Genomic DNA, 25,279 nt, shown 5'->3' with positions numbered 1-25,279 from the left:
TTAATCTTAAATACTGTACTATATGGATAAATTTAAAATACTATCAATAGATGGAGGTGGTATCAAAGGTGTTTTTCCTGCTAAATTTTTAACTAGCCTAGAAGAAGAAATTGGTGAAGGTCAAATTCATAAGCATTTCGATTTAATTTGTGGAACTTCTACAGGAGGTATTATTGCCCTTGCATTATCATTAGGCATTCCAGCCAAAGAAATTTTGAAATTATATCAAAAAAACGCCAAAACAATATTTGGTAGTAAGAGTTATAATTTTTTTACAAAACCATTTTACAAAAATGAACCTCTTGAGAAATTAATAAAGGATATTTTTATAAAGTATCATTTAAAAAATGAAGATCCGAGAATAATTGATGCTAAAGTAAAACTATTAATTCCTACATATAGTTTAATAGATGGAGCCACTCAGGTTTTAAAAACTCCACATACAACAGATTTATTAATTGATAAGCATGTACCTATGTATATGGCGGCCATGGCAACAGCGGCAGCACCTACCTATTTCAATGCATATTCTAATACATTTAAGCGAATAGATTCCGATACAGTAGAGACTTTTTCAAATAAAGTTGATGGTGGTATATATGCTAATAACCCAAGTATGATAGGGATAATTGAGGCTACAACACGATTAGAAAAAGAGTTATCGGATATTCAATTATTATCTATAGGAACTGGGCAATTAAAGTATTCTGAAGCAAAGAATAAAAAACTTTGGTCTGTATGGTATTGGCTCTGGATTTCAAAAAAGAGAATTTTTGAGCTTTTTATGCAAAGTCAATCCCAATTAACTCACAACTCCATATCTATTTTAAGTCAATTCAATGAAGACTTCTTATACAAAAGAATTGATCTGGATTTTGATCATAATTTTCATGTAAATATGGATGAAACGAACGCCAACAAGCTTGACAAATTAGCAGAAATAGGGACAAGAAAATTTCAAAACGAAGGGAAATATGTATTGGATACCTTTTGTAGCAGCAGTATATCTGTTGCTTAAAAATAATAATAACGAATTAAATAATTTAAAAAACAACCACATGGCAAATTGCAACAAATTGTTCTTAGATTTTGACGCAAATCTAAACATCTCCAAAAAGAAAAAAGAAGGGTTAAAAAATTCAAAGGAAACTTTGAGAACTAGAATACGCAAGTATTTTAAAGACAATCATCCAGAGTATAAACCAGAATTTTACATTCAGGGTTCTTATAAAATGGGTACAACAATTTTAACAAAAGATGATGAATGCGATTTAGACGATGGTATTTATTTTAAAAGAGAAATAGGGGTAACTGGGACAACTTTACAGACTTGGGTTAAGAATGCTGTAGATGGAGCAACATCAACACCACCAGAACATCGTAAAAAATGTGTTCGGGTTATTTATCAGTCCGATTATCATATTGATTATCCAATATATTATTTTCCAAAAGGAAGTGATCATCCCCTGCTTGCAGTTAAAAATGAGGATTTACAAGAAAGTGATCCAAAAGAAGTTGTAAATTGGTATAAGTCTCAAAAAGATGACAATGGACAATTCCATCGTATTACCAAATATTTAAAAGCATGGGGCGATCATAAAAGAAACAAAATGCCTAGTGGTTTGGCCATGTCAATATTGGCTGCCAATAATATGCAATTCAATGACAGAGATGATATCGCTTTAAAAGATACACTGATTAAAATTCAAGAAACCTTAGAAGATAGTTTCGAGTGTATTGTTCCAGGAACACCATATGACGATTTGTTCGGAGATTATGATGATAGTAGAAAAAATAATTTTTTATCCAACTTAGATAATTTTATTGATGATGCTAAAATAGCTGTTGACAATGAACCAAATCAATTAAAATCAAGCAAGTTATGGAGAAAACATTTAGGTGATAAATTTCCATTAGGTGAAGATGAGGATACTGATGCTAAAGAAGCATCACTTAAAGCTATTTCAGAAAAAATCTTAGCAGGTTCAGCTTATGCTCAAAAGAATGGTTCAATAACATCCTGTGATGAGGGTATAAAACATAAACCACATACAAATTATGGCGGTTAGAAAGTTTCATAGAAATAGATTTAATAAATCAAACACTTTTCTCTCTACTAAACTTATTTTAGTTAGAGAGAAAAAGTTGATTGAAATAAATTATGCATTCTTAAAATGTACAATTTCAAATAACAAGCTTATATGTTTTGGTCACACTAAGCCTACTGAGTATTCAAAAGAATATGAATTTAAGGTTATTTATGATGGTTTGTCTCCACCAAAAGTGTTTGTAATTAAACCAGATATTGTTTATAACAATGATATACATATGTTTCCAAAAGATAATACCTTATGCTTATATCACTCAAAAACGGATGATTTTTATTGGGATAACAAAAAGCATCATATACATAGCACGATAATACCTTGGACGCTGGAATGGTTTATATATTATGAATTATATATGATTTCAGGGAAATGGGAACACCCTTATATTGATCATAGATTAACAAAATAATATCCTCACTTTCAGCATATATTTTTTCTTTCACTTAGCAAAATATTTTCCATTGTAAATTATTAAATGGAATACCTTTTTCAGCCCATTACCACTACATTCCGTGAACTCCATTTCGGGAAAAGCGCTTCATTAAAAAGTCTTAGACACAAGCCCTAAGTTTGGGATATCCATTCCGTCATTCTTGCTGAAAAACGCAAGATACTACATTCCCAATCTCAAACTTAGGGCTTAAGTCCGCTTAATAGGAATTCCATTATTCCTTTGAGTCCCACTTCCTGCTATTTTAAATTTCACAGAGGCTTTTAATCCACTTCCGAGCAATCACCGTCCTACCTTTTTTTGACGGCAAAACAACAACATTCATTCTTGGACGACGGCATAAAGCCAGGCTCGTGCCTCGCTCTTTTTTATACGTCTTACCAAGCCTGAATATTGGATCACAACAGGCATCAAAAAAAGATAACAGCTGACGGCTCTACGGGAAGTAAATCAAAATATCAGATTATGAAATCATATCAAAATATCTAAAAAGGAAGTGGCACTAAAAAAAATCAAAAAAGAAAAACGCTTCTGGATACAATAAGTAAATCACTGATTATTAATCTCATCTGCTTTTTAGTAGATACTAAATCAATTTAATTATGGGAACATTAAAAAACCATGTACAGTTAATTGGAAACGTCGGACAAGACCCAACAATTACAACTTTGGAAAATGGAAAAATAGTAGCAAAATTTCCATTGGCTACCAATGAGCATTACAAGAATGCCAAAGGCGAAAAACAGACCCAAACGGATTGGCACAATATTGTGGCTTGGGGCAGAACGGTAAAAATTATTGAAAAATATGTGACCAAAGGGAAAGAAGTTGCCATTGCGGGCAAACTGACCTCAAGAAGTTATGAGGACAAGAACGGCACAAAACGCTATGTGATCGAAGTGGTAGTGAGTGAAATACTCCTTTTGGGTGGCAAAGAGTAAACAAAAATAAAGAGGGCACTAAAACCAGTTTTCAATTAGTGTGTGCCCTCTTTTCATTATTAATCTCTAAAGAAAAAAACAATGAGAAGCAAAGTTAACGAAATAAAAATCAGTTACAAAGAGAAAATAGCGCTATCAAAATCCCCTGCCATTAAAAGTTCAGCTGATGCAGGAAGACTACTTTTTGAGACATGGGATAAGGACACCATATGCATACAGGAATCCTTTAAGGTGCTATTATTGAACAACTCCAATAAAATCAAGGGGATTTATCAATTATCCACTGGTGGCATTACCGGAACATTGGTGGACGTCCGCATTTTATTTGCCGTCATTTTGAAATCCCTTTCGGTAGGGGTGATTTTATCGCATAGCCACCCGAGTGGAAAATTGATGCCCAGTGAAGCCGACAAACAACTCACAGAAAAAATCAAGAACGCCGCTGCTTTTTTTGATGTGAAAGTTTTGGACCATATCATCATTGCTCCCGATGGTGGATATTACAGCTTTTCAGATAACGGTATGTTATGATTTAACACCTCAATTATGGTCTATTTGAATTACAACAACCTCGATAACGATACCCAATTACACTTGATTTCCAAATCAAAAAAAGATGTGGAAAAGCGATTTGGGGAGCAATTAAGGAACTATGCCAGGGAATACGATGTTAATTACGATACCCTGTTGGAAGAAGAAGCGATACGAAATCTATACAATTATAAATATGTTTTCAAAATATGAACACCAAATTGAACCAAACAAGCCCATTTATTATGATGGGTTTTTTTTATGTGTAATTAATTGAAAATCTTATCTTTATAACGTTGAATACCAACATCATTTGGTCATTGCGTTTTTTGATTTGACTTTCCTAAAATGACCAATCCATAAATTAAAAATAGGACATCCGACTTTGGTTGGGCGTCTGAAAATTTTTGTCCCTAGCGGGACGAAAAGGTATAGCAAGAGGGCAATGCGCTAAAGCGGCATTGCGTTATCTAATATTTTTACAAATAACTGTAAATCAGTTATTTAAGTAATTTGAAATTTTATTTGTTCAAAGGAACAAACACCGAAATTATGTTAATGCCCTTGGAAACCCGCATAAACACTGGGGTGCATTAACATAATCAAATAAAAAAGTATATGAAACGCCGATTTTTAAGTATCAATTTCCATAAGGACACCGTAGAACGGTTCAAGGGGTTTTGTGCCAAAGTAGGAGGATCCTATACCGAGACACTGGATCATATGATGGACTTTTTTGATACCTACCAATTGTCGCCCATGTCCGACCTGGGCCCAAACATGCGGGGCATGGAAGCCAATATCAAAAAGCGCATAAATGCTTTGGTTGCCATTGTAAAGGATATCGAAAAGCACCAGACACAGCCGACCACAGCGATGCTACAATTGCTGTTTGAACAAACGCCTCCCAAACAGAAACAACCACGTTTGGTCGAGGTCAAACAGGACATCAAACCTGACCCTTTCTTTGCTACGTCATTGGAAGCTATCGAGCTGAGAAAAGAAAAGAACACCCTCCAAAGGGATTTAAAAGAGACCAAACAACAATTTGAGGACATTCTGTTTTCCAAGGTACGTATTGTAAAAAGCAGTTTTGGCAAACCCAAGCTTCAATTGGATATGACCTTGGAAGACTATGAGGCTCTTAAAGAGAAAATAAAAAACAGTTAATTATGTACATATCCATCACCAAACAACATTTGGACACGACCTTTTCACAAAGCTCTGGCGATTTTGTGGATTATCTGGAAAAGGAAAACAATGACAAAGCCCCTGAGTTGCAAGAACACTTTTTTGACCAGCACCATGACCATGTATCCCCTAAACATGTCGTCAAGGACATTGATGGCAATACCGCCAAACTCAGAAAAAACGAGCCTAAGTTCTATTCCTTGACCATCAGTCCAAGCCAAAGGGAACTGAAGCACATCGGTAATGACCCAGAAAAACTTCGGCAGTATGTCAGGGAAACTATGAAGGACTATGCCAGTTCCTTTTATAGGGAGACGCCCGTATCGGTGGACAGCATAAAATACTATGCCAAGATAGAGTACGAACGTACCTATAAAGGCTTTGATAGGGAAATAAAGGAGAACCAACCTTTTAGGTCACAAATTGTAAAATTGGAACATGACTTGGTGAAGATCAGAAGAGGGGAGTTGGAGGGCAACAGCCAAGCCATACAAAAAACGATCAAACAGCTCAAGGCAGAAGCCCCACACCACATCAATGGCAAGATGGTCGTGCAGGGAATGAAAAAGCAGGGACTCCAGACCCATGTACATATCATTGTTAGCCGCAAGGATGTAACCAACACGCTCAGTTTGTCCCCAGGAAGTTCCCACAAAGCCTCCGAGGTCATCTTGAACGGCAGCCCAGTCAAGCGGGGCTTTGAACGCGACCAGTTTTTTGAAAAGGCAGAAAAGACCTTTGATAAACTCTTCAAATACGAGCGGAATTTTGTGGAAAGCTATACGGCACATAAAATGTACAACAAAGAACCTTACAAGTTCTATGCGCACCTGATGGCACTCCCAACCAATGAAAAAAGTGCCGCCTTTAAGATGATGGGGAAAGCGGGTATACACGTCCCCAACCTGAACATTCCCACCAACCAAGTGCAATTGGCACTGAAAGCCTTCAAACAATTAAAAAAAACGATCGATGTGGCAAAAAACGCAAGCTCCATCGGCATTTAAAAAAACAATCCTATGACAACACCAGTTTTAATAATCAGTATCTATAGCTCCTTAATTGCCTTGATGGCCATTGGTTATCGTTATATGCGGTTCGCCTATGGCTTCCATGCCCTAGGGCTATTCATGATAGGCTATTTACTTTACCTCCAACATCCTGACAAGCTCATGGCTCTATTGGGCTATTGGTTCTTGCCCCTAATAATTATCAAAAATATCCTGTTTGTTTGGATTCGCCCAGTTTGGGAGCAGCCTAAAACACAGCGAAAATATTTCATGAAAATCAAGGTAAAGAATGGCACTATAAAACTCCGAAACATCCGTAGGGGTGCCTCCGTTATTGGGTCTGCTGGTAGTGGCAAGACCGAATCAGTGGTCTATAATATGTTAAAGCATTTTCAGCAGTATCAATTTTGCGGTCTTATCCATGATTACAAACATTTTGAGATTACCGAAATGGCTTACCCTCTATATAAGGAATCCAACCGTCCTTTCCATATCATTTCCTTTGATGATATCTATGCCAAGGTGAATCCCATTGCCCCAAGATATGTGGAAGACGAGGAAAGTGTCAATGAAGTATCGCGGGTACTCTTGGAAAACCTATTGGAACAAAGGGAATCCATCGCCTCAGGGTCTTCCAAGTTTTTTAATGATGCCGTGGAAGGCCTTTTGGGAGGACTTATATGGAAACTCAAAACCACCCATCCTAAATATTGTACGCTTCCTCATTTGATTGCTACCTATCAGTATTTGGATACCGATAGCCTCATTGATTTTTTGAGTTCCGATTATACCTCTAAGGCTATGGCGAATGCTTTTATTTCAGGAAGGGATTCCGAACGCCAAACGGCAGGGGTGATGAGTACACTGGCGAATGCCCTAAAGAAAATCAGTACCCAACGCATCTTTATGACTCTTTCTGCAGATGAAGTGCCCTTGGATATCAATAATCCTAAAAACCCAGCCGTGGTGTCCATCGTCAACAACCCTAAATTTGAAACGGCTTATTCCCCGGTGATTGCCACTATTATCCATACCATGACAAAGCAAATGAGTATACGACATCGGGAATCTTCTTTTATCCTTATGGAAGAAGCCCCCACCATCAGGCTGCTCAATATGCATCGAATCCCGGCAACCTTACGGAGCTATGATATTTCAACGGTGTATGTAATGCAAGATAAAACCCAAAATGATATGATGTATGGCGATAAGGCAAGCCGTGCTATTTTGAGCAATCTCTCCTACCAATTTTTTGGAAAAGCCAATGACCCAGACACCGCCAAATATTATGAACGCTTTTTTGAGATTGTCAAAAGACCAACGACCACGATCAGCAAAAGCCAAAATAGTTTGGATTTTGATTCCAGGATAAGTACGGGGGAGAAGGAAGTCAGTAAAATACGTTCCGATGTGTTCTTTCGGTTAAGGGAAGGCGAGTTTATTTCGTTTGCAGACGGAAAGGATCGAAAGGTCCAGTTTAAAATGCCTAACATTACTAGGGCTTTGCCGCCACCGAGACATCGTTACAATGATGCCGAGATACAGGCTAATTTTGAACGGATTCATCTTGAGGTCAGACAACTATTCCAATTGAAATCTTAAATCATTACCACCAAAGTTTAAAGCATAAAAAAGGGAATCAGTTTTAAATGATTCCCTTTGCGAAAGTATATTTTTATTAAGTAAATTTATTTTTCTTTCAATAGCTGTTCTAAATAAGTGATTTTGTCTTGTTCAGCTTTCAATAAACGTTCGTAGAGTTTTTTGTTTTCTTCGTGTGCATCCATCAATTTGTCCAAGGGATTGAAGGTACAGTGCGTATTAAAAGCGCTGCTGTCATGGAAACTATTGAAGTAGTTGAATATTGATTCTTCATTGAATTGTTTGATGCCTTCCTTGGTCACTCCCAAAGCATTTGCAATTTCTTCCAATTTCACATCGTCGATGGTCTCCGATTTTTCGATATTTGATACAGCCTGTTGGCTAATGCCCAGTTCTTCTGCCAAAGTTTCCTGTTTCATGCCCCTTAGTTCCCTGATGCGGCTAATCTTTCTGCCTATGTGATTTGGTTTTGTTGCTGTTTCCATACATCAAATATAGTTTTTTTTTCAATTATTTTCCCATAGGTAAAAAACAAATTCTAATTGGTATTATACAAGGAGGGTTGGTTCGGTACTTAAGGTTTATTCACTTAGTTTATGTAAAACAAAAAACATGGGAGCCATAAGCGTTGAAAATAGAGCAGGGGATAACCCAAAACAGCTTTGTAAAATCATTGCCAAAATAGTAGAGGCTATTGACGTTGAAAGTATTTATCTGAACAAAGGGACTTGCCATCATTCATTTAGATATCGAATCAACATCATAATGGGACGTTCCCATAAAGTAGACATTGAACATATAATGCCTGTTATAAACTCTGTTTTTTTGGATTATGAAGACTTCGGTTATAGGGTCTTTACCTTTAGCTATGCCCAGAGTGAACTACTATGTGGCAATTTATATTTTCTAAACAATTGCCACGAAAAGAGCTTGGTTTACAAAACCACCCAAAACATTTCAATCTGGAACTATCCCAAAGAAGAACCAACCAAACTTTTTGAAAAGATCAAGCAGGATTTTAAGAGGGACATGTCCCGAATGAAATCCTTTAAAAAAGGCATCCAATTTTTCAGGGCACAAAGGGATCTATCACAAAGTGCCTTTATGATGCACCAGACCTTTGAGCAGGGCTATAGGGTTTTAGAGCGGTTTATATGTGGCAAGACAAAGATATGCCACAGTATCAAGAACCACCAAACCTATGTATTGAATTCGTTGAACGAATTGCAAGGTATGTTTTTGCCGGAATCGGATGCAGAAACTGGATTGTTGGATCTGTTGGAAGACGCCTATTCATCTGCAAGATATAGCCACAGCTACAGGATAACCGATAGGGAACTGGACCAACTGTCACAAAAGCTGGCATTGTTCATAAATGAAATCAAATCTCTGTTCAATGAAGAACTATCGGTTTTTATGGAAACCATGGTACATAATGACATGGATTCATGTTCAGAAAACCCCTTGAAAGAACCAACCAACAATCATGAGTCAGATAGTTTGGTTCGGAAATTAGAATTCGATACCCCCTTTGAAATGCTATGTATGGCCAAGTCCCTGATGGTACTAAGTATGACCTGTTTACAGGACGATGTTGCCCCACCAGTCCAAGTAAATGGATTTCACTATGACATAATGGAAGTTTTACAACTGGCAATAGAACTTTTGCCCCTTAAAGAGACAAGTCCTTAGAAATCATGAAAAATAAAAAAGCAAAAAAGCAATCCAAAGAGAAGCTTGGTAAGAAGCTTCAAGAGTTGAATAAAATAGCACAGGAACACTTCAGGTTGCTCACCCCAACCTCAAGAATTAGGGGAGGGTACTATCTCAACTATGTGTATGTGCACAATTATGAAGAATTGGGATATACGTTGGAGTCCATTTTAAACATATGCATTATGGCATTGGACGGTTATGACCCAAATTGTGAAAAAAGGGACATCAGGGAGGCGCACAAACAATTTGCCGATGTATTGGAATTTACAAAGAATCTAATTCCCCATGAGGAACTTGAGTTTTTGGATAAATCCAAAAAAGTACTATTGAGAAATGATGAAAAAAAGTAGATAAAACATAAACTAAATCCTTCTGGAAATAACACTCCTTGTTAGGTGTCTAAAACTAAAAATCATGAAAAACAGAACAGACCAAATAGAGGAACGGCCTTTAGAGGATACCCTGATAAAAATGAAAAAGATCAAGGAGTTGAGCGAGGAGAACTTTGTATTGTTAAGACCCATTGAAGGCACACAGGAAGGTTATTACTTAAATTACTGTCGAGTCTACGATTATGCTGAACTGTTCTCTATTTTAAAATCCACACTCAATGTATGCATTCTGGCCTTGGAAGAACAACAGGACTTGACACTGCACATAAAGAATAAAGAATCCGATGTAAAAAGAGTTTTGGAATTTGCAAAAAACCTGATACCCTTGGAAGAAGGTATTTATTTGGATGAAATGCGAAAACTTATGCTTTCGCAAGAAGAAGAAGGTGTAAATTAAAATTTGAAAATGAAATGGAAAGAAACAACACAAAGGATATGACGGATAAAGAAAAACTGGAAACAGTCCTTCGATTATTGTATCCCAGAGAACGCAAATACTATAAGCGTGAGGACAATCCCACCATGCAGGAGGTGACCTTCGAAGTGAGCGACAACGGCGAACTGCGCTATATCATTTCATGCCTTTTAAGAACATGTATCTTGGCACTGGACAGTGAGAATGACTTTGCCTCACCAAGACTGTCCAATTGCTCCAAGGAAATGACCATAGCCACGGTATTGGATTTGGTAGATAGTATTCTACCAGATGCCCAATTGGTGAGTTATGACGCTATAGAAAAGCTATTGTTGGCAAAGTAATTATTATAAAACTTCATTTATCAGTAAAGCATTTGCAATAATCTTGATTTTTGTATTGTGTGAAATGATTAAAAAATTCACATTTTTTTCATTTTCATAGAGTAATTACTTACTATTAATTAGTATATTTAACCTCTCCCTAATTATTGATTAAGCATTTTATTCCAGAACGCTTACGGTTTTCCGCATTAAATATTTTGTAAGTCGATTTACATTTAGCATTTATATATTTTTTGTTCGTAGTTTTAATTGAAATGAAGAAATATGTAAAAAGTTTAAAGTTCCGTATAGCGGACCAAAATGGGTGTATAAAAGGATAAAAGTTCTGTATATAAATGAGTTATCGGTCAGTGTAGAAAGCCAACCGCACATTCAAGCACATTTGGTTTTTGCCGATACTCAAAGCCAAAGAAAAAAACCAAAAGAGCTTGAATTTTGCCAACGCTCAAAATGAAGTAAATGATAGTAGAAATAGGTATAACGACAGCAGTTTCATATTTAGTAGGACAAATTTTTGATTATTCTACTCAGAAAGGTATTGAAAAAATTGTCCAGAAGGTTTTACCAAAAGACACTTTTCAAACAGAACTTGCTAAGACTATTTACAAAACAATTGATGAATTTGAAACTAAGTTTCCTTCAATAAAAGACAGGAATAAATTCCCGTTTTACCATTCGCAGATTCTTTTAGAACATTATTCAATGTATATTCTATTTGATGAAAAAAGGCATTCAAATGACATTTTAAAAAAGGAACTTGCGACAAATTCAAACATAATTGAGCCTAACAACGAGCAATTAGAAAGCTTTTACGAACTTTTCAAAACAAACGCAAACAGCAATGAATACTTAAAAAAACTATTTGTAGAAGAGAATTACAAAGAAAGAATTTTTGACATCTCAAAGAATCTTCAAGTAATTGATAAAAAGCTAGACTCTGTTATTGACAGCTTAAAAAAGTTAGAAACTTTAAAATCGGCAAAGGCAAAATTTAAAGTTAATGCAGATAAGTTTGTTCTACCCTCTTTTGAATTATTGGAAGCTGATTATTACTTTTTCTTGAAAGAAGAAGTTGAGCAAATCAACAATTGCGTTGAAAGAATTAAAACCGATTCTGATAATTATTTTCTATTAACAGGTTATCCATCCACAGGAAAAACAATCTCTACATTAAAAATACACCAACAATTAACCAAAAAAGGATTTGAAGTTTTTTATCTAAATATTTCCCAAAATCTGAGTTTCGATAAGTTCAAAAGCGACTTGAATAAACTTAGTGACAAAGAAAATATTGTTTTCATTATTGAAGATATACACTTGAATCTGACTTTTGGAGCTGAAATACTAACATTAGAAGAAGAATTTCCGACCTTCAAGTTTATTATTACTTCTCGATTTTTAAGTGCAGATGTTAGACGAGATACTCAAAACAACATTGATATTTTCAAGCAACTTGAAGCAAGTAATCTAAAATTAGAATCGTTTAATACCCCTCAGCATATTTACAATAAATCAGTTGGAATTATTTCAAACTGCAAATCTTATCTTGTAAGTCAAGGCATACAACGTGAAATTGGAGATATTAAAAAGGCAATCGAAAATGCAAAAGGCAATCTTTACAAACTTGCTTGGATGTTGCAATATTGGTTGGAAAATAATGTTCAACTATCAGACATTACTGAAAAAACTATTGAAGACCACATTTACAGAAAGTATTTAGATGGGCTCAATCAAAATGAATTAAATAAAATTCACCAGTTTGCCACTTTATATGCTTATGAAATAGAATTTTTAGCTGACCCTCATCAAATCGAATCATCTAAGCAAAATGGTATTTTATTTAAGAATGAAAATGATTTTCATTCCTTTATGCATTCAATGTTTGCAAGGTTGCTACTTGATTCCATCTTTCGAGCTAATGCAACACTTAATGCAAGATATAGAAATGACAGAAACGCCCTTTATTTAAAAAACATAGAAGATTATTTGATTGATATAATTGGCGACTCTGACGGCTTTGTTGAGAACATTTATAGTTTCCTTTACAATATCGGAATCTCTGATAACATTAACCTATTTAATAAGATTTTGTCGAGCGAAACTGTAAAAAAACAGTTTTTCAAATACGTTTATGATTCCAAACAAATGGATTCAGACCAATTGGTTAACTTAATTCAGTTAATCAGAATTTTTGCCAAGCGTAGCTTTGAGGATTATTGCAATAGCCTTTATTTCAGTAATCGTAACTTAATAGAAATCTTAAAAAGAGGAACAAAAAACGCTTCTGCAATATCCTACATTGAAACGCATAAGAATAATTTCAAGGATTTAAAAAACAAAAGTGTTTTAGCACCTTTTAAACCTGATGAATTAAAAGATGTTTTTAGAAAAGCATCCTTAAACAGTCTAACACTAACAATTAGGTTACTTCCAAACAACGAATTAAGAACAAAAGCAATTAATGTCTTGAGTATTGAAGAATGGAAGCAAAAATTCAATTCTGATATTCATTTTGGCATATATGGGAATTCACTTGCAGAACTTAAAAAAGTTAAGCCTGAACTTGCCACAACAATTCTCAAAACAGTTGATGTAAAAAAAGTTTCCGCAAAAATTCATTATCAAAAGTTTGATTACATCACCAAAACATTAAGTGAATTAAAAGAGATTGATTTTGCAACAACTTCCGAAATATTGTCTTTAGTTGATATTAAAGTCCTTAAAAGAAAGTCTAAAAAAGCATCTATAGAGCAAATAGGAATTGGGCTTTCTCGTTTGTATGATATTGACCAGTCCGTTTCAAAAGAAATATTTGAGGATTTAGATATTGACTTTTTATCAAACCTATTTGAAAATAAACCTTTAACTGCATTTGGTCATATTCTCAAGGAATTTAAAAAAGTTGGAGTATCAAAAGCACAAAAATTAATTCGTCACACATTAGAAAAGGAGTTTGTTATAAATAAACTCAACTCTGCAAAAATTACGACAGTTGATTTATTTACTTTTTACCTCTTGTTTTCACAGCTTGATATCAGAAAGGAAGGTCAAGAATTATTAAAACGGGTCAATCTTGACATAATTGAAGGCAGGGTGAAAAGTTCAAAAATAAACCATTCGGTTCAGTTAGTTAATGCAATAAATGAAATTGAACCTTCCTATGGTAAAAAGTTGGTAAAGCTTATTCCAGACGATAAATTAATAAAAGTAATCAACGACATCAATACGGAAATTACGGCTTTACCTTCAATTTTCTTGTACTTAAAAAATGTTGATTTTGATAATGCAAAAAGGGTTTACAACTTAATTGATAACATTACCATAATCAAAAAATGTCTTGTTAGAAAATTCAGAATTCAACCAATTTTCAACTCAATCAAACCCCTATATAGTCTTGACAATGAAAAAACTTTTGATTTATTGAATAACCTATTTGCACACAATGTTTTCAAAAATAAAATTAAAGAGGCAGACATAGAAAACTTCATAAATAGTGTCAGTATTGCTTTCAACATTAATGAAAAAATAGCAGAAAATATCATTGCTACATATTCCGAAAGCCTTGTAAGTGCAAATAATGGAGAAATTCAGTTTGCAAAATTTGCAGATGCACTATATAGACTTAGTAAGATAAATAAAGAAGTAGTAAATACTTTACTTAATTCTTTCATTCCAAGGTTAGAAAAAGACATTCATTCTCTAACTTTTTACCAATTGAAAGCAGGTTTATGTGCATTAGCAAAGGTTGATAAAGTTTTAGCGACAAGACTTTTAAAAATGATACCTACAGAAGAACTAAAGAAAAAATCCGAAGTTCTTTTAGTTGACAAGAAAAATATTGAAGGACAACTTGGAGAAATTAAATGTGTAAATACTGAAATATGGAAATCATTAAAAGACCATTTGAAATAAGCCAACGCATTTTGCAAGCACATTGCCAAAGCCCCACGAGCCAACGCTACAACCAAAGCTTTGTCAAAGAGCTTGCAAAGCCAACGCACAACAGACAGACAACCAAGACAGAAGAAGAACACCGAACCGATAACATCACCTATACGCAAGCAGGGGTTTCGTGCTTCGTAGGACAGGAAAGTAGTAAATTTAAAGTGCAGTTCTTCGTAGGTAGTTCAGTGGGTAAAATCCCTGCCTGCGTATAGCTGAGAACCGTTAGTCAGAATTTAAAAGTTCAAAAATTCTTTAAAAATTAACAACACTATCTAAAGCATCATCTGTATCTCTATGAATAAAATTTGCCTGATAATTTAATGTTGTTTTTAAATCGCTGTGGCGGTATAATTTCTGTAGCATTAATGGATTAATCTTATCCCCAGCAATGTTTCCAAAACTATGTCTAGCAATATGATTTGAGAGATTTTTATCAATATCGCAAAGCAGAGCAATACGTTTTAAAAACTTATTGAACAATTTTGTGGCATTTCTCGTTTTTATAAAAATATCTTCAGCATTGTTGCAATCAGCATTCCTTAAAAACGGGAATACATAACCATTATTTTGATTACTTTCCTTTTTATAGAACTTTAATATAGCAGCTGCTTTGTCAGGGATTTTTAAGCTCAAGGGTTTTTCATTCTTGTTCATTATATAGAACAAACGATTATCTTTAAAGTCAGACCATTTTAATTGTACTATGTCTGAAATGCGAATGCCAGCAAAATAGAAGGCTACAAGCCATACATTATACGTATGCCAAATAGAAGACCATTTTTCTAATTCCAAATTTTCAATTCGTTCTATCTCTTCTATAGTAAGTCCGATTTTGTGGCTAGAGCCTATTCTAATTTTTTCTTTTTCATTGGCAAAGGGATAAAATTTAATATCAATGACATTTTCTTTGATAGCGATATTGAAAAGGGTACGAATAAAAATAAGTTGATTAGTTATTGTTCGGGTTTTATGTCCCAGGTAAGTAATGCAAAATGTTTTATAATTTTTAATAAAAGCTTCATCAATATCTTGGAAATTGAGTTTTTGGTTTTTCTTAAAATAGGCAACTGCATCTATAAAGGAATATTCAGCTTTTCTACCATTACTTATACGTTCCTTTCTGCGATTTTTTATACCACTAATTATTTCTGATTTATTTAACGAACGTTTTAAAGTAATAAACTCTTCTAGATTATAAAGGATGGACAATTCTGACTTTGCAACAGAGAATGTACCGCGATTGTATTTAGTCTCGATTCGTTCTCCAGCAACTGAAAAAAAAGATTTCTGACCCCCTGGCCCAATCACCTTTTTTTTAATTTCTTTACTTGAAATTCTGTCATTGACTTCAAAAGAAATATCATTAGCTTCAGTCAACTTTTTTAATAAAAAATTATTGATTTTTTGAGAATTAGGGTGTGTTCGTTTCACTTTTCCTTTTACTTCATCCCAATCCTTTTCATAGATATATATACCTATAAAGCTATAGTTCGTTTTGTAATCTTTGCTAATTCTTAATGCTAATGGTACAGTACCATCTTTACGCAGTTTGTTTTTACGGATTACAATTTTTATGGATGACATATGCCTCGTTTTATAATTAGTATTAGTGTAATTTAAATAATTTAAAAAATGGGTACAGAATAAGTGTTTGAAAGCACAAAGTATAGACGCCAATATTCTGTTGTACATTTTTATGGAAATGCCTATTCTAACTATAATTTACAAATTATTTTATGTTAGTATAAAGATAATAAAAATAATTAAAAAATGGGTACAGAATAGGTACAGAATAATTTGATTTTAGATAGTATTAATTGCTATTAAGGAAAATTATTAATCATTTAAGTAATTGATTTTAAGGTGTTTTAAGTAAAATTGATTTTGTAATCTTTAGGCTCATAACCCGAAGGTCACTGGTTCGAGTCCAGTTCCCGCTACAAGGCCTTAGGCTAGTAAAATCAACGGATTGTGAAAACACAATCCATTTTTTATGTCAAATATTTCTGTATTTTTACGGTCAGTACACGATTCAGTACACGATTTTAATATAAAATTACAGTATTCCGAACCCAAGATTTTTACTGGCGGTGTTGATGTTGGTAGGTGGTCAAAACTAACTCAAAAACAGAAAAATCAAGCCCTCAAAAAAGATTGGTACGTTTATTATTCCTTCAGAGATCCTAAAACCAAAAAGTTAGTAAGGCAGACTAACACCAAAGGCAATGCCAGCAGCTATTCCACAATGTCTAGTCGGCTATAAGTTTTAAAACCATCCATAGCAAATAGCCCATCAATTTTCCCCATAAATCTTTGACTTAACCCTTAAACTCATGTTAATTAGTTACTGCCTAGTTAAAAATTTTGTATTTTTGCATTCAGCATGAAAAAAGTATTCCATAAAATAGCATCTTTGGCAATGGCCTTTGTAGTGTTGTTCTCTACAATGTCCTTTACCCTTAATATGCATTATTGTGGCGATACTTTAGTTGAAACCGCTATTTTCAGTAAAGCAAAAGGTTGCGGCATGGACATGGAAAAACCTTCTACCGATGGTTGCTCAATTGTCAAGAAAAATTGTTGCGACGACAAACAATTAATTGTCGATGGTCAAGACGAATTGCAACTACATGTTGACACCATTTCTTTTGAGCAGCAAGTATTTATCGCTTCATTCATTTACACTTATATCAATAGCTTTGAAGGTATTGATAAAAAAGAGGCTTCCTTTGAGGAATACAAACCACCACTCGTCACAAAACAAATCTTCAAGATTGACGAGACTTATTTGATTTGATTTTAAACAGAAAACTGTGTTATCCTGTAGCGATATAATGTTATAAGGATAATTTGTTGTATTCGGTGTTGTTTTAACACCAATGTTTAACTGTTTAATTATCAAAGCACATGCTAAATAGAAGCATTAAATTTTTAATAGAAAATAAACTCGTAGCCGTTCTGTTACTCGCCCTATTTATAGGTTGGGGAACGGTAAATGCACCTTTTAATTGGGATACTGGATTTTTACCCAATGACCCTGTTGCCGTAGATGCCATTCCGGATATTGGAGAAAACCAACAAATCGTTTTTACCCGATGGGATGGGATTTCACCACAAGATATTGAGGACCAAATTACCTATCCGCTAACCACAACTTTGCTTGGGATTCCTGGAGTAAAAACCATCCGTAGTTCGTCTATGTTTGGCTTTTCGAGCATCTATATCATTTTTGAAGAAGATGTTGAGTTTTACTGGAGCCGCAGTCGGATCCTTGAAAAACTCAACTCACTACCAAGCGGATTATTGCCCGAAGGAGTTAATCCTGCTTTGGGACCAGATGCTACCGGTTTGGGTCAAATTTATTGGTACACCCTAGAAGGACGAGATGAAAACGGAAACGTTACTGGTGGTTGGGATTTACATGAATTGCGAAGTGTTCAAGACTACTACGTAAAATACGCCTTGTCGTCTGCAAGTGGCGTGTCTGAAGTCGCTTCCATTGGTGGCTATGTTCAGGAATATCAAATTGATGTAAATCCAGAATTGATGCGCCAATACAATATCGGTTTAAACCAAGTGGTAAAAGCCGTTAAAGAAAGTAATATAGACATTGGTGCACAAACCTTAGAAATTAACAAAGCAGAATATTTAGTACGCGGTTTGGGTTATGTAAAATCTATTTCAGACATTGAAAATGCCGTGGTGACTTCCGAAGATTTCACATCCATCAAAATTAAAGACATTGCCAAAGTGGCATTAGGGCCTGCAGCACGCAGAGGAATATTGGATAAAGAAGGCGCCGAAGTTGTTGGTGGTGTTGTGGTGGCCCGTTATGGTGCCAACCCGATGGAAGTCATCAACAATGTTAAAGAAAAAATAAGTGAATTAAGCTCCGGATTGCCGTCTAAAGTTTTAAAAGACGGAAGAACATCACAGCTTACTGTGGTTCCTTTTTACGATCGTTCGGAACTCATTCAAGAAACGTTAGGCACTTTAAATGAAGCCTTAACTTTGGAGGTTTTAATTACTATTTTGGTGATTATCATTATGGTATTCAATCTTCGGGCTTCCATTTTAATTTCAGGCCTGTTACCCGTCGCCGTTTTAATGGTGTTTATCGCCATGAAACTCTTTAATGTAGATGCTAATATCGTCGCACTTTCTGGAATTGCGATTGCTATTGGAACCATGGTCGATGTTGGGGTTATTCTCTCTGAAAACATCATTAGGCATTTGGATGAGGACGATGGTAAAGAATCCATAAATACCGTCGTTTACAACGCTACAGCCGAAGTATCTGGTGCCATTGTAACTGCAGTAATGACAACAATTATCAGCTTTATTCCTGTTTTTACCATGATTGGTGCCGAAGGCAAATTATTCCGCCCATTAGCTTTTACAAAAACCTTTGCGCTAATCGCTTCCATTATGGTGGCCTTGTTTTTAATTCCACCCTTTGCTGCGTTTTTATTCCGAAGAAAAAGCATTAAAAAAAGCTTTAGTTTCCTTATAAACGGAGCCTTAATAGTAGCAGGAATAATAGGCTTAATTTACGGCTATTGGCTAGGAATTATTTTGATGGCTTTTGGTGTTACCGGCGTTTTAAAAGCTCAAGAAAAAATTAATGCGAAGCGAGCAAATCTTATAAATATCATAATTTCTGCAGCAGCTATTGTATTTCTTTTGGCAGAATATTGGCGACCTTTAGGGGTTGATAAAAGCATTTTCTGGAATCTCATTTTTGTTGGCGTTATTTGTTTTGGGATATTGGGCGTATTTTCCTTATTCATAAAATTTTATACACGAATTTTAAAATGGTGTTTAAACAACAAGTTGTTGTTCTTGTCTATTCCAACAGCTATTGTGATTGCTGGCTTTTTCATTATGAAAAATACAGGAAAAGAGTTTATGCCCTCTTTAAACGAAGGCTCGTTTTTATTGATGCCAACCTCGATGCCGCATTCTGGTGTTGAAGAAAATAAACGCGTTTTACAGCAATTGGATATGGCAGTTGCCAGTATTCCAGAAATTGAAACTGTAGTTGGTAAAGCAGGTAGAACCGAATCGGCTTTAGATCCTGCGCCATTATCAATGTATGAAAACATCATTCAGTATAAACCGGAATACATGCTCAATGACAACGGGGAACGTCAACGCTTTAAAGTTAATGCTGATGGCTTGTTTGAGTTGAATACGAATGTCATTCCGACAGAACGAGGTACGAGTGACGAGGAATCTCACAATGGGATTCTTCACGATGTTCAGAATGACAAAACAACACGTTACATCGCTTCTGGAAATTCCATCAAACAATCTCAATTAATTAAAGACAACGACGGTGAATTCTACCGCAATTGGCGACCAGAAATTAAATCGCCTGACGATATTTGGAACGAAATTGTAAAAGTCACCAAATTACCCGGAGTTACTTCCGCGCCTAAACTACAACCTATTGAAACCCGATTGGTGATGCTTCAAACGGGCATGCGCGCCCCCATGGGAATTAAAGTAAAAGGGCAAGATTTAAAACAAATAGAGGCCTTTGGAGTAGAATTAGAAGACATATTAAAACATGCCGAAGGGGTAAAACAGGAGGCTGTTTTTGCAGACCGCATAGTAGGAAAGCCATATTTGTTAATAGATATCGATAGAGAGAAAATTGCCAGATATGGTATAACGATTCAAGAGGTTCAAAATGTAATAAAGGTTGCTGTTGGTGGCATGGTAATCACGCAAACCGTTGAAGGCAGGGAGCGTTACGGGGTTCGTGTGCGCTATCCACGGGAGCTGCGAGGAGACCCTTCCGATTTGGAACAAATTTATATTCCTGTTGAAAAAGGTAGTCCGGTACCGTTAAGCGCACTGGCAAGCATTCGTTATGAGCAAGGACCACAAGTAATTAAAAGTGAAGACACCTTTTTAGTGGGTTATGTGCTTTTTGATAAATTGGATGGCTTTGCAGAAGTTACCGTGGTTGAAAATGCACAGGCTTTGATACAAAGTAAAATAGATTCCGGAGAACTCATTGTGCCAAAAGGCATCAACTACCAATTTACCGGAACCTATGAAAATCAAATAAGGGCCGAAAAAACCTTATCCATTGTGGTGCCATTGGCATTAGCAATAATTTTCTTGATTTTGTACTTTCAATTCCGTTCCGTAACAACATCATTAATGGTGTTTACAGGAATTGCAGTTGCTTTTGCAGGTGGGTTTTTAATGATTTGGCTTTATGGTCAAGATTGGTTTTTAAACTTCAGCTTTTTTGGCGAAAACATGCGAGACCTGTTTCAAATGCATCCTATTAATTTAAGTGTTGCCGTTTGGGTTGGGTTTATTGCACTTTTCGGAATTGCAACCGATGATGGCGTGGTTATGGCAACCTATTTAACACAAACCTTCCGTAGAAATACACCAGAAAATAGGCAGGAAATTAGAGCATCAATTGTTGAAGCTGGTGAAAAACGAATCAGACCGTGTTTGATGACCACTGCAACCACCATTTTAGCGTTATTGCCCATTTTAACATCCACAGGACGAGGAAGCGACATTATGATTCCGATGGCAATCCCAAGTTTTGGAGGCATGCTCATCGCCTTAATCACCTTGTTTGTAGTTCCAGTTTTATATAGCTGGAGAGCGGAGTTTCAACTTAAAAGAACAGTAAAATGAAATATTTAAAAGTATCTTTAAAAGCAGTCTTGATTCTTGGTTCTTTTCTCTTTGTTCTTAAAGGAAATGCTCAAGAATTGGAAACATTGATACATGAAGCATTAGAGAATAATCCTGAAATTCAAAAGTTCGATTTTCAGCATAAAATTGCTTCCGAAAAAGTAAACGAAGCCAGCAGTTTACCAAATACCGAGTTTAATTTGGGAGCCATGGCTATTGCACCAGAAATGGATATGCCCATGGAGCGATTCCGAGTTTCGGTTATGCAAATGTTACCGTGGTTTGGTACCATAACAGCCAGAGAAAACTATGCAACATCGATGGCCGATGCACAGTATATTGAAATAACAATTGCTAAACGAAAATTAGTGCTTTCGGTATCGCAATTCTATTACCAACTTTACGAAATTCAAGCGAAACAGAACGTGCTGGGTAAGAATATAGCGCTTTTACAATCGTATGAACAACTGGCGCTCACCTCTTTGGAAGTAAGCAAAGCATCGGCAGTAGATGTTTTGCGATTACAGATTAGGCAGAATGAATTACAACAAGAAAAAGACGTGTTAGTTCAGCAATACAAAGGCATTCAAGCGGCTTTAAATAGTGCCATGAATCGGGATTATGATGTAGATGTGTCTGTAGTTTCTGCCATGGAAATTCCAGAAAACGATAATTTTTATAGCTATGATAGCCTTTCGGTAAATCCAGAATTATTAAAATTTGATAAATTGTATCAATCTGTAGAACAGTCAGAATTGTTAAATCAAAAAGAAAGTGGCCCGATGATTGGTTTAGGTGTGGAATACATTAATCAAGAAAATCATCCCATGATAACCAGTTCGTATAAAGATATGGTAATGCCCATGTTGTCGGTTTCTATACCTATTTTCAATAAAAAGTATAAATCGAAGACCAAACAAAACGAGTTACGGAAACAGGAAATTCAATCGGAAAAAGAACAACGTTTTAATATGTTGAAATCGGAATTATCAAAAGCCATTTCACAGCGTAATCAGTCGCGGATTAAATTTAAAACGCAAGAGAAAAACCTAAAACAGGCTAAAGATGCCGAAACCATTTTAATTAAAAGTTACGAAACCGGAACCATTGATTTTAATGATGTTTTAGATATTCAGGAATTGCAATTAAAATTCCAAATGAACCAAGTAGAGTCGGTTAAAAACTATTATGTGCAATCGACAATTATTAACTATTTAAGCAATTAAAAATGACACACACATACCATATACACGGAATGACCTGCAACGGTTGTCGCAGTCATGTTGAAGACATACTTTCAAAAGTGGAAGGTGTTTCAAAAGCAACTGTAAATTTAGAAAAAGCAGAAGCTACCATTGAAATGGCATCGCATATTCCTATTGAAACACTTCAAAAGGCGTTGAAGAATGATGGTGATAACTATTCAATTCATAAGTTAAAGAAAGGTGAGATGGTACATGTATATCACATACATGGCATGACCTGTAATGGTTGTCGAAGTCATGTTGAAGACATACTTTCAAAAGTTGAAGGGGTTTCAAAAGCTACAGTCAATTTAGAAAAAGCAGAAGCTACCATTGAAATGGCATCACATATTCCTATTGAAACATTTCAAAAGGCTTTAAAAAACGACAGTGACACTTATAGCATTCATAAACACGGAGAAAAACCAAAACACGAAACTAAGGCTGAAAAACCTAAAGGTAAAGGCACAGGAACCTTTTACTGCCCCATGCATTGCGAAGGCGATAAAACCTACGACCAAGCTGGCGATTGCCCTGTTTGTGGTATGGATTTGGTAGAAGAGCAAAACTTGTCAACTGCCCATTCTGAGCAATGGACCTGCCCAATGCATCCCGAAGTAGTAAAAGATGAAGCGGGGGCTTGCCCCATTTGTGGCATGGATTTAGTCCCTATGGAACCAGATTTGTCTTCAGAAGAGAAAACCTATAAAAAGCTGTTGAAGAAATTCTGGATAGCATCTATATTCACGATACCCATTTTTATCATCGCTATGAGTGAAATGCTGACCAACAATCCATTATTTGAGCTAATGCATCAAAAAAACTGGAATTGGATTCAGTTTGTATTATCTATTCCTGTGGTGTTTTATGCCACTTGGATGTTCTTTGAGCGTGCCTATAAAAGTATCAAAACCTGGAATTTAAACATGTTTACCCTTATTGGCATTGGTGCCGGTGTGGCGTGGTTATTTAGTGTATTTGGTATGTTTTTTCCAGATATTTTCCCGGAGCAATTCTTATCCGAATCGGGTGCTGTTCATGTGTATTTTGAAGCAGCAACCGTAATTTTAACATTGGTGCTTTTAGGGCAATTGTTAGAAGCGAGAGCACACAGTAAAACCAATTCGGCAGTAAAAGAGCTGTTAAAATTAGCACCAAATAAAGCTGTTAAAATTGTTGATGGTGAAGATGTTGAAGTGAGTATCGATAAGATTGTTTTAGGTGATATTCTGAAAGTAAAACCAGGCGATAAAATTCCTGTGGATGGCTCGATAACCGAAGGCGAAACCACCATCGACGAATCCATGATTACCGGAGAACCAATCCCAGTAAACAAAGCGGTCGGTGATAAAGTAAGTAGTGGTACCATAAACGGGAATCAAGTGTTTTTGATGAAAGCCGAAAAAGTGGGGAGCGATACCTTACTTTCTCAAATTATCCACATGGTAAACGATGCTAGTAGAAGTCGTGCGCCCATTCAAAATCTAGCCGATAAAGTATCCGGTTATTTTGTGCCGGCTGTGGTGCTTATTTCTGTAATAACCTTTGTGGTTTGGGCCATTTGGGGACCAGAACCGGTTTATGTGTATGCCTTTGTGAATGCTATTGCGGTATTAATTATTGCTTGTCCGTGTGCGCTAGGTTTGGCAACACCAATGTCGGTTATGGTTGGTGTTGGTAAAGGCGCTCAAAATGGCGTACTGATTAAAAATGCAGAAGCCTTAGAGAAAATGGACAAAGTAGATACTCTAATTGTGGACAAAACAGGAACCATTACCGAAGGCAAACCAACGGTAGAAAAAGTGGGTGCCTTTGATTCTAATTTTACCGAAGCTGAGGTCCTGCAATATATCGTGTCTTTAAATAGCAATTCGGAACATCCACTGGCCGAAGCCACCGTTAAATATGGAAAAAAACAGAAAGCGGAAGTCTTAAAATCTGAAGGATTTAATGCTGTAACAGGAAAAGGTGTTGAAGGGAAAGTAAACGCTAAAAGCGTAGCATTGGGAAATCCGGAAATGATGGATTATGCAAAAGCTGAAATTTCTGCAGACATGGAAGACGAAGCTAAAACCTATCAAAAACAAGGCAAAACGGTGTCCTATTTAGCCATCGATAAAGCTGTTATTGGTTATGTAGTCATTGGCGATAAAATAAAAGAAACAAGTGCCATGGCTATTAAACAGCTTCAAAATAAAGGCATCGATGTAATCATGCTTACAGGCGATAATCACAATACAGCACAAGCAGTTGCAACCGAATTAAATCTTGCCGATTTTAAAGCCAGTATGCTTCCAGAAGACAAATTAAAAGAAGTGGAAAAACTACAAGAAAACGGCAAAGTAGTGGCCATGGCGGGAGACGGAATAAACGATGCACCGGCATTAGCAAAAAGTGATGTGGGCATTGCAATGGGCACAGGAACCGATGTGGCCATTGAAAGTGCTATGATTACATTGGTTAAAGGGGATTTACACGGTATTGTAAAAGCTAAAAACTTGAGTCATGGCGTGATGAAAAACATCAAGCAAAATCTATTTTTCGCCATGATTTACAACACACTAGGCGTACCCGTAGCAGCAGGTGTATTATTCCCGGTTTTTGGGTTGTTACTATCGCCAATGATTGCGGCCTTAGCCATGAGTTTTAGCTCGGTGTCAGTGATTGGAAATGCCTTGAGATTAAGAACCATAAAAATTTAAGTATGACTTCAGGGT

Annotated in this window: 20 protein-coding genes; 18 read left to right on the top strand and 2 right to left on the bottom strand. The window is 35.8% G+C overall.

The annotated features are described in order from the left end of the window. The first annotated feature begins 22 nt into the window (after nucleotides 1–22). The 9 genes from RNZ46_RS02715 to RNZ46_RS02675 all read left to right on the top strand — a co-directional run bounded on the left by RNZ46_RS02715 (nucleotide 23) and on the right by RNZ46_RS02675 (nucleotide 7,834). On the top strand, nucleotides 23–1,018 hold the full coding sequence (locus tag RNZ46_RS02715; protein ID WP_316983857.1) for a CBASS cGAMP-activated phospholipase: 996 nt from the start codon (nucleotides 23–25) through the stop codon (nucleotides 1,016–1,018). Continuing rightward, nucleotides 975–2,069: a CBASS cGAMP synthase gene (locus tag RNZ46_RS02710; protein WP_316983856.1), complete on the top strand. Its 1,095-nt coding sequence runs from the start codon at nucleotides 975–977 to the stop codon at nucleotides 2,067–2,069. Before RNZ46_RS02715 ends, RNZ46_RS02710 begins: the two co-directional genes overlap by 44 nt. After that, on the top strand, nucleotides 2,059–2,517 hold the full coding sequence (locus tag RNZ46_RS02705) for a type II CBASS E2 protein (protein WP_316983855.1): 459 nt from the start codon (nucleotides 2,059–2,061) through the stop codon (nucleotides 2,515–2,517). Before RNZ46_RS02710 ends, RNZ46_RS02705 begins: the two co-directional genes overlap by 11 nt. Before the next feature lie 644 nt (nucleotides 2,518–3,161). Further along, a complete protein-coding gene (locus RNZ46_RS02700; RefSeq protein WP_316983854.1) occupies nucleotides 3,162–3,500 on the top strand; it encodes a single-stranded DNA-binding protein in 339 nt (112 codons plus the stop codon). 81 nt (nucleotides 3,501–3,581) lie between these two features. After that, nucleotides 3,582–4,031 carry a JAB domain-containing protein gene (locus RNZ46_RS02695; protein WP_316983853.1) on the top strand — a complete coding sequence of 150 codons (450 nt, stop codon included), beginning with the start codon at nucleotides 3,582–3,584 and terminating at the stop codon, nucleotides 4,029–4,031. Between the two features lie 15 nt (nucleotides 4,032–4,046). Next, entirely contained in the window at nucleotides 4,047–4,244 is a 198-nt protein-coding gene (locus tag RNZ46_RS02690; protein ID WP_316983852.1) for a hypothetical protein, read from the top strand. 405 nt (nucleotides 4,245–4,649) lie between these two features. Next, a complete protein-coding gene (locus RNZ46_RS02685; RefSeq protein WP_316983851.1) occupies nucleotides 4,650–5,201 on the top strand; it encodes a BfmA/BtgA family mobilization protein in 552 nt (183 codons plus the stop codon). Between the two features lie 2 nt (nucleotides 5,202–5,203). Beyond that, the gene (gene mobB, locus RNZ46_RS02680; RefSeq protein ID WP_316983850.1) at nucleotides 5,204–6,229 is read left to right on the top strand and encodes a MobB family relaxase; all 1,026 of its coding nucleotides are present in this window, start codon (nucleotides 5,204–5,206) and stop codon (nucleotides 6,227–6,229) included. Nucleotides 6,230–6,241: 12 nt separating this feature from the next. Further along, on the top strand, nucleotides 6,242–7,834 hold the full coding sequence (locus tag RNZ46_RS02675; RefSeq protein WP_434063029.1) for a type IV secretory system conjugative DNA transfer family protein: 1,593 nt from the start codon (nucleotides 6,242–6,244) through the stop codon (nucleotides 7,832–7,834). 86 nt (nucleotides 7,835–7,920) lie between these two features. Here the strand turns inward: RNZ46_RS02675 and RNZ46_RS02670 are convergent, their stop codons facing one another. Beyond that, complete coding sequence (locus RNZ46_RS02670; RefSeq protein WP_316983849.1) at nucleotides 7,921–8,319, bottom strand: helix-turn-helix domain-containing protein; 399 nt, start codon at nucleotides 8,317–8,319, stop codon at nucleotides 7,921–7,923. A 127-nt stretch (nucleotides 8,320–8,446) separates the two neighbouring features. On the opposite strand from RNZ46_RS02670, the gene RNZ46_RS02665 reads away from it, so the two are divergent. From RNZ46_RS02665 to RNZ46_RS02645, 5 genes are all read left to right on the top strand, one after another. Beyond that, on the top strand, nucleotides 8,447–9,526 hold the full coding sequence (locus RNZ46_RS02665) for a hypothetical protein (protein WP_316983848.1): 1,080 nt from the start codon (nucleotides 8,447–8,449) through the stop codon (nucleotides 9,524–9,526). 5 nt (nucleotides 9,527–9,531) lie between these two features. Beyond that, a complete protein-coding gene (locus tag RNZ46_RS02660) occupies nucleotides 9,532–9,900 on the top strand; it encodes a hypothetical protein (RefSeq protein ID WP_316983847.1) in 369 nt (122 codons plus the stop codon). A 64-nt stretch (nucleotides 9,901–9,964) separates the two neighbouring features. Further along, entirely contained in the window at nucleotides 9,965–10,339 is a 375-nt protein-coding gene (locus RNZ46_RS02655) for a hypothetical protein (protein ID WP_316983846.1), read from the top strand. 14 nt (nucleotides 10,340–10,353) lie between these two features. Further along, nucleotides 10,354–10,701 (top strand): hypothetical protein, encoded by a 348-nt coding sequence (locus RNZ46_RS02650; RefSeq protein WP_316983845.1) that lies wholly within the window; start codon nucleotides 10,354–10,356, stop codon nucleotides 10,699–10,701. Between the two features lie 459 nt (nucleotides 10,702–11,160). Next, nucleotides 11,161–14,613: an ATP-binding protein gene (locus RNZ46_RS02645; protein WP_316983844.1), complete on the top strand. Its 3,453-nt coding sequence runs from the start codon at nucleotides 11,161–11,163 to the stop codon at nucleotides 14,611–14,613. 285 nt (nucleotides 14,614–14,898) lie between these two features. Here RNZ46_RS02645 and RNZ46_RS02640 read toward each other — a convergent pair whose 3' ends face one another. Beyond that, complete coding sequence (locus RNZ46_RS02640; protein WP_316983843.1) at nucleotides 14,899–16,230, bottom strand: tyrosine-type recombinase/integrase; 1,332 nt, start codon at nucleotides 16,228–16,230, stop codon at nucleotides 14,899–14,901. Nucleotides 16,231–17,029: 799 nt separating this feature from the next. Between RNZ46_RS02640 and RNZ46_RS02635 the strand changes: the two genes are divergently transcribed. The 4 genes from RNZ46_RS02635 to RNZ46_RS02620 all read left to right on the top strand — a co-directional run bounded on the left by RNZ46_RS02635 (nucleotide 17,030) and on the right by RNZ46_RS02620 (nucleotide 25,264). Then, nucleotides 17,030–17,443 (top strand): HYC_CC_PP family protein, encoded by a 414-nt coding sequence (locus tag RNZ46_RS02635; protein WP_316983842.1) that lies wholly within the window; start codon nucleotides 17,030–17,032, stop codon nucleotides 17,441–17,443. A 110-nt stretch (nucleotides 17,444–17,553) separates the two neighbouring features. Then, on the top strand, nucleotides 17,554–21,318 hold the full coding sequence (locus RNZ46_RS02630) for an efflux RND transporter permease subunit (protein ID WP_316983841.1): 3,765 nt from the start codon (nucleotides 17,554–17,556) through the stop codon (nucleotides 21,316–21,318). Next, nucleotides 21,315–22,544 carry a TolC family protein gene (locus tag RNZ46_RS02625; RefSeq protein ID WP_316983840.1) on the top strand — a complete coding sequence of 410 codons (1,230 nt, stop codon included), beginning with the start codon at nucleotides 21,315–21,317 and terminating at the stop codon, nucleotides 22,542–22,544. Before RNZ46_RS02630 ends, RNZ46_RS02625 begins: the two co-directional genes overlap by 4 nt. A 2-nt stretch (nucleotides 22,545–22,546) precedes the next feature. After that, complete coding sequence (locus RNZ46_RS02620; RefSeq protein ID WP_316983839.1) at nucleotides 22,547–25,264, top strand: heavy metal translocating P-type ATPase; 2,718 nt, start codon at nucleotides 22,547–22,549, stop codon at nucleotides 25,262–25,264. The last annotated feature ends 15 nt before the right edge of the window (nucleotides 25,265–25,279 follow it).

The organism is Hwangdonia lutea, assembly GCF_032814565.1.
Taxonomy (GTDB): Bacteria; Bacteroidota; Bacteroidia; order Flavobacteriales; family Flavobacteriaceae; genus Hwangdonia; species Hwangdonia lutea.
Note: the sequence above shows the minus strand (reverse complement) of the source record. Positions and strands in the feature narration are given on the sequence as shown.